Origin of the sequence: Flavonifractor sp. An100, from assembly GCF_002161175.1 — a bacterium.
In the GTDB taxonomy this organism is placed as follows: Bacteria; Bacillota; Clostridia; order Oscillospirales; family Oscillospiraceae; genus Lawsonibacter.
Window position 1 is genome coordinate 38,483 of sequence record NZ_NFMA01000026.1, and the last position, 10,495, is coordinate 48,977.

The 10,495-nt window shown below is 59.6% G+C and carries 11 protein-coding genes and 1 pseudogene; 3 read left to right on the forward strand and 9 right to left on the reverse strand.

The genetic code is table 11. From position 1 onward, the window contains the following. Positions 1 to 9 precede the first annotated feature (9 nt). From B5E43_RS12800 to B5E43_RS12840, 9 genes are all read right to left on the reverse strand, one after another. Positions 10 to 294: a co-chaperone GroES gene (locus B5E43_RS12800; protein ID WP_087397314.1), complete on the reverse strand. Its 285-nt coding sequence runs from the start codon at positions 292 to 294 to the stop codon at positions 10 to 12. 256 nt (positions 295 to 550) lie between these two features. Then, on the reverse strand, positions 551 to 1,453 hold the full coding sequence (locus tag B5E43_RS12805; RefSeq protein ID WP_087397316.1) for a YegS/Rv2252/BmrU family lipid kinase: 903 nt from the start codon (positions 1,451 to 1,453) through the stop codon (positions 551 to 553). A 23-nt stretch (positions 1,454 to 1,476) separates the two neighbouring features. After that, on the reverse strand, positions 1,477 to 2,595 hold the full coding sequence (locus B5E43_RS12810) for a class I SAM-dependent RNA methyltransferase (protein ID WP_087397318.1): 1,119 nt from the start codon (positions 2,593 to 2,595) through the stop codon (positions 1,477 to 1,479). A 114-nt stretch (positions 2,596 to 2,709) separates the two neighbouring features. After that, complete coding sequence (locus B5E43_RS12815; RefSeq protein WP_087397320.1) at positions 2,710 to 3,540, reverse strand: aspartate/glutamate racemase family protein; 831 nt, start codon at positions 3,538 to 3,540, stop codon at positions 2,710 to 2,712. A gap of 124 nt (positions 3,541 to 3,664) precedes the next feature. Beyond that, entirely contained in the window at positions 3,665 to 4,483 is an 819-nt protein-coding gene (locus tag B5E43_RS12820; RefSeq protein WP_087397322.1) for a hypothetical protein, read from the reverse strand. Positions 4,484 to 4,485: 2 nt separating this feature from the next. Further along, positions 4,486 to 5,811, reverse strand: a complete 1,326-nt coding sequence (locus B5E43_RS12825; protein ID WP_087397324.1) for a hypothetical protein — start codon at positions 5,809 to 5,811, stop codon at positions 4,486 to 4,488. Further along, positions 5,804 to 7,588: an ATP-binding protein gene (locus tag B5E43_RS12830; RefSeq protein ID WP_242964828.1), complete on the reverse strand. Its 1,785-nt coding sequence runs from the start codon at positions 7,586 to 7,588 to the stop codon at positions 5,804 to 5,806. The genes B5E43_RS12825 and B5E43_RS12830 overlap by 8 nt, the downstream gene beginning before the upstream one ends. Before the next feature lie 91 nt (positions 7,589 to 7,679). Beyond that, a complete protein-coding gene (locus B5E43_RS12835) occupies positions 7,680 to 8,390 on the reverse strand; it encodes a response regulator (RefSeq protein WP_087397338.1) in 711 nt (236 codons plus the stop codon). Between the two features lie 31 nt (positions 8,391 to 8,421). Further along, on the reverse strand, positions 8,422 to 8,964 hold the full coding sequence (locus B5E43_RS12840) for an NUDIX hydrolase (RefSeq protein WP_087397326.1): 543 nt from the start codon (positions 8,962 to 8,964) through the stop codon (positions 8,422 to 8,424). Between the two features lie 206 nt (positions 8,965 to 9,170). On the opposite strand from B5E43_RS12840, the gene B5E43_RS12845 reads away from it, so the two are divergent. The 3 genes and pseudogenes from B5E43_RS12845 to B5E43_RS12855 all read left to right on the forward strand — a co-directional run. Next, entirely contained in the window at positions 9,171 to 9,668 is a 498-nt protein-coding gene (locus B5E43_RS12845) for a GNAT family protein (RefSeq protein ID WP_087397328.1), read from the forward strand. Then, positions 9,659 to 10,174: a hypothetical protein gene (locus tag B5E43_RS12850; RefSeq protein ID WP_087397330.1), complete on the forward strand. Its 516-nt coding sequence runs from the start codon at positions 9,659 to 9,661 to the stop codon at positions 10,172 to 10,174. Before B5E43_RS12845 ends, B5E43_RS12850 begins: the two co-directional genes overlap by 10 nt. Before the next feature lie 43 nt (positions 10,175 to 10,217). After that, a pseudogene (locus B5E43_RS12855) lies at positions 10,218 to 10,495 on the forward strand (amidohydrolase); the annotation flags it as partial.

Consider the following 10,495-nt stretch of genomic DNA (forward strand, 5'->3'; position numbering starts at 1 on the left):
ACGTTTTTCTTACTCGACTACCGCCAGAATGTCATTCTGACGGACGATGGTGACCTCTTCGCCGTCCAGCTTCACCTGGGTGCCGGCATACTTGCTGGTGATAACCTTGTCGCCCACCTTCACGGTCATAACGACTTCCTTCCCGTCTACCATGCCGCCGGGACCCACAGCGATGACCTCAGCCACCTCGGGCTTCTCCTTGGCAGCGCCGGTGAGGATGATACCGCCCTTGGTGGTCTCCTCCGCCTCTACCAGCTTTACAATGACACGGTCAGACAAAGGCTTGAGTTTCATAATTGGGTTCCTCCTTATAGGATAAATATTGGTATTAACAATGATTAGGAAGAGCGTCCCCTCCTCTCCCCGGCTATTTTCCGGCTTGAGAGGAACCTCTCTCTCGGGTTTTAGCACTCTTTTTATCTAAGTGCTAACTCTGACTATGATAATACCCGCTTTCCCGCAAAAAATCAACCCCTAATTTAAAAAAATTAGGGGTTGATTTTGAGAAATTTACGTTTCGTTCACAATTGGTTCTTCGGAGTGCTAAATTTCAACGATAGCGGGCTTGGGCGGGGTAGAAGAAATTCACTTTTTTCTCCGACAGGCGCAGGGTAAATTGAGTATCCCGCAGCACCTCTCCATCCACCACGGTAACCAGTTCCTCCCGAGAGCGGTAAGTAATTTGTGTGGTGTGGAAGTCCTGTATAAGTTGGAGGTAGTCCCGATAGCGGCCTTTGGCGTACTTTCCCACCAGGCGGGCGAAGGTGAGCAGACTTACCTTGGGAATCAACAGCACATCCAGGATTCCGTCATCGGGCATGGCTTCGGGCACCGGCATAAAGCCGCCTCCGTAATGCCGGCCGTTGCATACACACAGGACAGCCGTCTCCCCTTGCCAACGTTTCCCGTCCACCTCCACCTCCATGGGGCAGGCAATCCCCCGCAGCAGCACCTGCTCCAACAAAGAGAGCACATAGGCCCCCTTCCCGGACACCCCCGGCAGGTCCTTATAGCGGTGGACCCCGGCGGCAATGCGGGCGTCCACCCCCGCACACACCACATCCAGTCCCAGGTGACCGTTACAGTCCATCAGATCAAAGGGGGTCTGGGGACCCACGGCCAGCCCCTCCAAATCGTAAAACAGCTGTCGGTATTCCGGCCCAAACAGTTTTAGAAAGTCATTGCCCGTGCCCTTGGGCACGCAGGTCACCGCAGCATTGGGAAACCCTGCCGCCCCGTTGACCACCTCATTGAGGGTCCCGTCTCCTCCGCAGGCGTATAGCCGCACCTCTTCCCCTGTGGCTGCTGCCTGGCGGGCAATCTCCCGGGCATCCCCGGCCCCCTTTGTGTAGATCTTCTCATGGGGGACCGACAGCTCCGACAGAAGACCTTCTAGATGGGCGGTACTTCCCTTCCGTCCCGCGGCGGGGTTGATGATAAACAGGTGACGCATACCTCACCAATTCCTCCCCCGCCTTACAGCCCGTACATAAACAGATCGCACTTGAGCATGCCATTGTAGAGCTTGCGCTTTTTGTCCGCTTTTTGGCCAAAGGTGCGTTCAAATTCCGTGTGGGAGGACAGGAGAAAGAGCTTCCAGCCCTCCGGGAACTTTTGCCACGCCTTCCCAAAAGCCCGGTAGAGCTCCTCGGCCTCTCTGCGCTCCATGATCCGCTCTCCATAGGGCGGGTTGGTAACCACCCGCCCCCGCAGTCCGCCCCAGTGGAATGTGCGGGCGTCGTCCACATCAAACCGGACCAGGTCCTCCACCTCCGCCAATTGGGCGTTATGCCGGGCCAGCTCCACCGCTTTAGGGTCCAGGTCGCCCCCCCAGATCTCATAGTCGCCGTCAAACTCCCGGTCCATGGCCTCGTCCGCAGCCTCCATCCACAGCTTTTTGTCCAGGCATCTCCACCGTTGGGCAGAAAAGCTGCGGTTCAAGCCGGGCGCCCGGTTTTTCGCAATCAGCGCCGCCTCAATGGGAATGGTTCCGCTGCCGCAGAAGGGATCGCACAGAGGGTCCTTTCCCCGGTACCGGGACAGCATCACCATGGCCGCCGCCAAAGTTTCCCGCAGGGGGGCGTCCACCCCCTGGGCCCGGTAGCCCCGCTTATGCAGGCCCGCCCCACTGGTATCCAGCATCAGCACAGCGGTGTCCTTCATGATGGAAAACTGGATCTGATAGAGGGCCCCGGTCTCAGGCAGGGTGTTTAGCCCATAGCAGCTCCCCAGCCGGGCCGCCACCGCCTTTTTCACAATGGACTGGCAGGCCGGCACGGAGTGGAGGGCTGAATTGAGGCTGTGTCCCTTCACAGGGAACTGCCCCTCCTGGGGAATAAACCGTTCCCAGGGCAGCGCCCGGGTCCCCTCAAACAAAGCGTCGAAGTTCTCGGCGGGGAAGGTACCCATAATCAGCAGCACCCGCTCCCCAGTACGGAGATTCACATTCAAACGGGGCAAATCCGCCAAACCGCCCCGGCACAACACCCGTCCGTTTTCCGCCTTTACTTCCTCTAGCCCCAGACGCCGCATCTCATCGGCGCATAGGCTCTCCAATCCAAACAGGGTGGGCACCCCAAAGGTCAGCTCCCCCATGTGTGTAGCACCTCCACTTTCTCTCTTTCTCCTTCACCGGACATCCTCTTCACAAAAAAGCCCGCTGTCTCCAGCGGGCCCGTGGGGACGTTCCGACGTCCGCCTGCACCGGCATCAAACGCCGCAGGTCAGCTCCATGGGGGGATATGCGTGCACGCCCCGCACCCGCTGCAGCCCCACCTGTGCCGCCCGCAATGCGTACTCCTCCACATCTCCTGTGGTATAAATTTCCAGCCCACCTGTATGTCCTTCCTCCCGCAGCAGGTCCCGGCTGGACAGGTCCTCCCGCAGCTGCCGGGCCATCTCCTCCGCCGGGTCGATGAGGGGCAGACCGGGATAGAGCCCCCGAATGCTATCCTCCACCAGGGGGTAGTGGGTGCAGCCTAGCACGCAGCACTGGATATGCTCCTCATATACCATGCCGTCCAGCTCCTTGCGCAGCTCCCGCTCCACCTCCGCCATACCGGAAGGGTCCCCCAGGTTGTGCTCCACCAGGCGGGCCAAATCGGGGCAGCCGCAGCTGAGCACCACCAACTTTTTGGGGCTCTGGGCCAATATCTTTTGGGGATAGCACCGGGAGTTGTGGGTAAAGACAGTGGAAATCACTCCTACCTTCTCCAGCTCCAGGGCAGATACCGCATCCGCCCCCGCCTGAACTGCGTTAAAGGTGGGGCAGGACACCGCATCCAGGCACTGGTCGATGACGCAGGAAATGGTGTTACAGGCCACCAGCAGCGCCTTTACCCCCTGCTCCTCCATAAAGTGAAACATGTACCGGGCCATGGCTACAATGGTCTGCTCTGAGTGGTTTCCATATGGAATATGGGCCCCATCTCCAAAGTAAATGAGATCCTCCCCAGGCAGCAGCTGCTGGACTCTTCGGGCCACACTAAAGCCGCCAATTCCGGAATCCAGAACACCGATTGGGCTTTTCCGATGAAACATACGCTCTCGCTCCCTCTCCCTGGGTAAACGGCGGGCTTCTGCGCCCGCTCCCCATACCCGGCTATCTTACCACAGCTCCCCGGGCGGGTAAAGCCGAATCTTTCCCGCACGAGAAATTTTAGCCTCAGGATACCCGGGTTAGCTCTCCGGTGACCAGGTTGAGCTGGTATTCTCCCGTGTCAGCACTCACCCGCCACACCGGAGTAAGCATCATGGGGCCGTTCAGCGCCGTGGAACTGATATAGCCCTGGGTGATATGGTCAATCCGGCTGCACACATACCCCAGCGCATTGATCCCATTATAGGCTTCAATCAAGGCGGTGGCCGGGGAAACGGTGTGCCGGGTGGTATCCTCCACCGGCTCGCCGATCAGGCGCCGTCCCCCCGTCATGGCAGTGACACACCCGTCGGAAATTTCAAGGGTGACCTGCTGATTGAACAGGGGCGCCTCTCCCCACCATTGGCGGAAGATGAGAGCGTTTCCCTTGGTTTCCAACCACTCGCTCTGAAACCCCATCTGTTCCAGCACCGACCGGCAGCCCTGCTCCCAGTTCTCCCCCACAGGGAAGAATCCCGGATGGAACTGGCCGGAAAAGGTACCATCACTGTGAAATTGCAGGGAACCTTTGTCATTAAAGTAGCGGTACACGCCCGCCCCCCGGTTCTCCGTTTGAACTCCGTCGCCCAGCAGCTGGGCTGTCAGGACCCCTTCCTGCTCCAGATCCCGGGTCACGGTCTGGGGCAGCAGCTGGATTTCCTCCGGCACCTCCTGCTCATCCAGCTTCACTCCTTTTCTCTGGACCAACAGCTGGATGGCATTTTCCCGGGCCTGCCAACGAAAATACCGGTCCTGTAGCTCCCGTTGCAGCACCAGGCCCAGCAGACAGAGGTTGGTGATCACCAGGATGAGGATGGCAATATTTTTTAGCTTGGGTACTTCCATCTTCAATCCTCCTGTCCGCTGTCCGCTGCCATCCAGCCGGCTGTCACGGTGTCGGAGCCGGTATCTGTATACATCAGCAGCAGCTCTTTCCCTTTCAGGCCCTGCGCCTCCATGGCCGCTGCTGCCTGGAGCACCGGCATGACCACGGAGGTCTTTCCACTGTCGGTATAGCTGCGCAGGACCAGCCGGAAGGAGGCAATCTGGCCATTTTGGATGGAAAATTCCGCCGCCTCTCCTCCCTCCAAGCGCACCACAGAGCCGTTGAGGCAGTAGTTAAAACTCACCTCCAGCCCGTCCTCCGCCTGACGAACCTGAGATAGATAAAACCGGGCTGCACCACTCCGGGTCCCCAGTGTGGCGGCCGTCAGCTGCCGGCACATCTCCACCGCTTCAAAGAGAAAGCTCTCCTCATCCCGGGCCGAGATTTGGAAAAAGCCGGCCCCCTCCTCTCCCGCTTGGTACTCCACCACGCCCTGGTCATATAGACGCAGCGTGTCGCTTCCAATGCGGGCCACCTGGCCGTCCACCGAGGTGTAGAAGCTGCCGTTGGAGGAGGCAAAGCCCAATTCATTTAAAATCGTCTCCAGATCCGCCTGTCCTCCGGAAGCCGGATTGGCTGCCGTGTAAACCACAGGGACGGGAGTATCCGCTGAGATCAGGGTATCCGGGTCCAACATCGGGTAGCTCTCGGTCTCAAAGGCATACTGAGCCCCGTTTTCTCCCAAATTTCCCAGTGCCTCCGTCAAGTGGAGCTGGTTGGCCATGGCCGACAGGCAGCGGTAATAGCGCTGGCTCTCCTCATCCCGATAGTACACCGCCACCTGATTTTCATAGGTGGTCAACACCAATCTGCGTACAGAGCCGTCCAGAGCCGTATTCTCTCCGGACAGCCAGCCCACCAGCACAGGCAGAGGGATGGTCCCCTGAAAATCAAAGGCCACGCCCGGCGCATTTGCCAGGGCCTGTTCCCACTCCTGGCGGCTGACCTGTGTCGGTTCTCCCGCGCTGGACAGCGCCTCGGCCAGCAGGCTGGCCACCTGCTGGAAGAGCAGATCGGACTGCTGAGTGTCGTACTGAACTCCATAGCGCACAGGGCTTCCCGCTCCGGTGAGATTGGCGACCAGACGCAGAGGCCGGGCCGCGTCCGCACGGGAACCCTCCGGCGTCTGTACCACGCCGCTCTGCTGCTCCTCCCCGGCTGGGGCTCCTCCCAACTCGTCCAAAAGCTGAATCCGGGAGGCCAGGAACAACGCGGAGCACACCAGAGCCACAATCACAACATCCTTTGCCAGTTCCACAACCCGGCGCTGTTTTGCTTTTCTATCCATGGTCGGGTCCCTCAATCTTCAGCTCCAGGCGTACCGTCAAGCCCGGCCCCGTCTTATTCAGCAGGGTCAGCCGCCCCTGGTGCCGGTCCACGATCTCCTTAGCGATGGACAGGCCAAGGCCGGTACCGCCCGACTGGCGGGAGCGCGCCTTATCCACCCGATAAAACCGCTCGAAAATCCGCGGCCGGTCCTCTGCCGGAATGCCGATTCCGTCGTCATCCACCTCCAGCCACACCCAGTCCTCACTGTGCCCGGCGGAAATGGCGATATGGCCCCCGTCCGGCGTGTATTTAATGGAGTTGGATACAATATTCATCATGACCTGAACAATCCGTTCCCGGTCAGCCACAATGCTGGGAATGGCTTCCTCTGTGTTCAGCGTCAGGGAGTGTCCATGGCGCTGGGCCTCCATGTATACTGCGTTATACAGGTCCTGCACCGCCGCCTCAAAGGAAAACCGGGTCAACTTCAAATCATCCCGCCCGGAATCGAACCGGGACAGGGTGAGCAGATCCTGGACAATGTGAGTCATGCGGTCACTTTCGTTGAGAATGACCCCCAAAAACTTCTTCTCCATGGCCTGGGGCAGCTCTCCGGCGTTTTCCGTGAGGGTCTCGGCATAGGAGCGGATATTGGTCAGGGGGGTGCGCAGCTCGTGAGAGACATTGGCCACAAACTCCCGCTGCATCTCCTGATTCTTCCGCTGCTCCGTGACGTCGTGAATGACCACCAGGGCGCCGCCGCCCTCCCGTCCCCGGTCAAAGGGGGCCATCAGCAGCTGCAAAAAGCTGTCCTGGACCTGGAGCTCTCCCTCCAGATGGTCCGGTGCCTGGAGTACCTCTTCCAGGCTGGCCGCCTGGCCAAAGAGCTGATCGTAGGTGGTATTGGGCCCGATGAAGCGGTGGAGCATGCGGGCCGCAGCGGGGTTGGAATGAATCACCTGGCCCTGGTGGGAAAAGGCCACCACGCCGTCGGTCATATGCAAAAACAGGGTGTCCAGCTTGTTGCGCTCGTTTTCCACCTGGCGAAGCGTGTCCTGGAGCTGGTCAGCCATGTCATTAAAGGTGTCCGTCAGCACTCCGATCTCGTCCCGGGACGCTACCTCGATTTTTCGGGAAAAATCCCCCTCGGCTACCCGCATGGCTCCCTCCGTCAGGCGCTGAATGGGGGTAACCATAGTCTTGGACAGCAGGAAGGAGAGCAAAATGGAGATCACCAGGCCAAAGACCAGCGACTCCATGATAAACACAAACATCTGATCGGTCAGGTCGTTGGCCGTGGCCTTGTTGTCCAGGATGTAAATGACATAGGAGGTCCCTCCCCGCTCAATGGGGATGGCCACGTCCATATAGTCCACCGCCAGGTTGCTCTCGTCCCCCGCCTGGCCCGTCTCAATCCCCGTGGTCAGGGCGAAGGAGAGGTTATAGGTGTACTCCAGCGGAGTCGTATCTCCGTCCGGGCGGATCAGGCACACGCCACTGCTGTCCAAAATGTACAGCTTCCGGTTGCGTCCGTCCACACCCAGCTCGCCCACATAGGCCTTGAGCACGTCGTAGATCATCTCCGCTCCGTCCGCTTCCCCCGCCAGTTCCTCCTCCGTCTGGGTGGTCAGGTCCCGGTACATATCCGGGTCGGCAAAGGCATCGGACATCTGGCTGTAAAAGTCCTCCAGATAAAAGGCGGTTACCGAATTGATGAGGAAGGCCCCCACCACCGCCATCAGGGACAAAATAAGCAGCACCATAATCATAACCAGTTTCATGTGTAAGCTGCGCATGGGGACACCTCCTCTCTCTCAGCCCCGGGGGGATTTTCGTTTTTCACTGTGTCTCTTCCTCCGCTTGTTGGATGAAACTGCGTGGGAGCCGTCAACCCCCGAACAAATAGCCCATTCCCCGCTTAGTGACGATAAACTTGGGAGCGGCCGGGTCATCCTCAATTTTTTCCCGCAGCCGCCGCACCGCCACATCCACCGCCCGCACGTCTCCTACGTACCCTTCGTAGTTCCACACATGCTCCATCAGGGCCTCCCGGGAAAACACCTTTCCCGGCTGGGCCGCCAAAAAGCGGATGAGGTCGTACTCCCGCTGAGTCAGATCTAGGGGCTGGCCGTCCTTGGTGACCACCGCCTTCTCCTGGTCGATGGTGACCCGGCCCAACCGCAGCACATGCTCCCCCTCCTCCTGAACGGCGGCAGGGGCGGACGGGGCCATGGACACCCGCCGGATGTTGGCCTTTACCCGGGCCAGTAGCTCCCGCATAGAAAAGGGCTTTGTGATATAGTCATCCGCCCCCAGCTCCAGGCCCAGCACCTTGTCTGCCTCCTCCTCCCGAGCGGTCAGCATCAAAATCGGGGTGGAGGACCCGGACTGGCGCACCTTTTTACACACGTCAAACCCATTCATGCCCGGCAGCATCAGATCCAGCAAAATCAGATCGGGGTTCTGCTCCAGTGCCAGCTGCAGGCCGGAGGGGCCATCATAGGCCTCCAGGGTGTCATAACCCTCCCGGCTGAGATTGAAGGACAGAATATCCACGATATTCTGCTCATCCTCCACGATCAGAATGGTCTTTCCCACGGCGTATTCCTCCTTTTCCATCCATTGGAGATCACAGACCCAGCAGCACCTTCACCTTCAGCGTGGTCGCCACCGTCTTCGCGTCTGTAATGGTTCCGTCCATCACCTGCTCCACCAACTGGGCAAAGGGCATGGTGATCACATCCAAAAATTCATCCTCGTCCGGGTGCTGCTGGCAACGGCTCAGCCCCCTGGCCAAATACATGTGCAGCGCCTCGTTGCAAAAGCCCGGGGAGGCCAGGGTATACCCCAGATAGGTCCACTCCTCTGCCTCCAGTCCCGTCTCTTCGCTCAGTTCCCGTTTGGCTCCCAGCAGCCGGTCCTCCTCCGCCCCGTGGTCCAGCTTGCCCGCAGGCAGCTCCACCAGCTCCTGTCCAATGGGATAGCGGTACTGCCGCACCAGCGTCACCGTATTATCTTCGTCCAGAGCCAGCACCGCCACCCCACCGGGGTGGTAGACCACCTCCCGGCTGGCCAGGGTACCGTTGGGCAGCCGGGCCTGGTCCAGGTTCAGCTTTACGATTTTCCCCTCAAAGATGGTCTTGCTCTCTACGGTATGTTCCGTCAGATCCATCGAGTTCATTCCTCCTTATTTCCACGTGCCAGGGCACATACTCAGTCATTATTTAGTATAGCACAAGCCGTTCCCCCGGTAAAGCGGCAAGGCCGGACCGGGGGAAAATTTCCCGTATTGACTGTACGGACCGGGAGAAAGGGAGTATAATACAGGCTGAACCACCGGCCCTTCCGCCGGAATTGAACCAACGGAGCGTGAGACCTTTGATTCGGAAAACGCAGCCTGCCGACTGGCAGGATATTTTGGACATCTACGCCAACGCCCGCCGATTTATGAAGCAGTCAGGCAACCCAACCCAGTGGGGGGATCACTTTCCACCGGAAGACCTGCTTCGGGAGGACATCCGTCTGGGCCACAGCTATGTCTGCGAGGTGGACGGCCGTCTCCAAGCCGTCTTTGCCATGATTCCCGGAGAGGACCCCACCTACCAGGTCATTGAGGGGGCCTGGCTCAACGACGCCCCCTACTGCGCCGTCCACCGGGTGGCCAGCCGGGGCGAGGTCAAGGGGATGGCCACCCAGCTTCTGGATTGGTGCCTGGCTCAGGCGGGCAACATCCGCATTGACACCCACGATGACAACCTGCCTATGCAGCGGGTTTTGGAGAAAAACGGCTTTACCAAATGCGGCCGCATTTGGATTGAGGACGGCACCCCTCGGATCGCTTATCAGAAATGCGTGGGGGCGGCGCCATGTCCTTAAAGGAGACCTTGGGACTGCGCTCCCACAAGGAGGACCCCAAGCTGTTTTGGTTCTCCTTGACCCTGCTGTGTCTGCTGCTGGGGACGGCAGCCGCCCTGGCGGCCCTGTTTGGGGCTCCGGGGCATGCCGTCTGGGGTGTTCTGTGGCGGGTGCTGCTCAGTTGGGCCCTGGTCTGTTCCCTTCTTACCCACGCCCAGGAGGACCGCCGCCGCTCCAAGCCCCCCTTCACTCAGATCCAGCTGGAAAACAGTCTGCTTCTCCTGGCGGCAGTCCTTGCCGTCCTGGACGCCCTGCTTCGGCTGTTTCCTCAGGGAGCCGCACCTTACCCTCCCACCTTTTCGGCAGTAGCCCTGTACTTCATTGCCCGCATCGCCTGTCCCCGGCTTCGGGACAAGTCCCCCTTCTCCACCCGGGAGATTCTACTCATTCTGGCCTGCGGTGTGCTGGCCTGCGTGCTGCTGATTCCCTTCCTGGACACCGCTGCCACCGTTTTGTCCGGGCTATAAGCCCAGGTTTTGGACTATTACTACATATAAGGAGTTGAGTCCTATGGACCGCATAGAAGAAAAAATTCTATCCATCCTGGATGCCAACGCTGACCGCCTTCAAACTCTGGCCGACGACATCTTCCACCACGCTGAACAGGGTTACCACGAGTACCGCACCGCCAAGCTGGTGGCGGACTTTTTAAAGGAACTGGGGCTTCAGACCCGGGAGGGCCTGGCTATCACCGGTGTGAAGGCGGCCATTGGCGCCGGGGAGGGCCCCAACGTGGCCCTCATCGGGGAGCTGGACGGTCTGGCCTGTCCCACCCACCCCGACGCCAC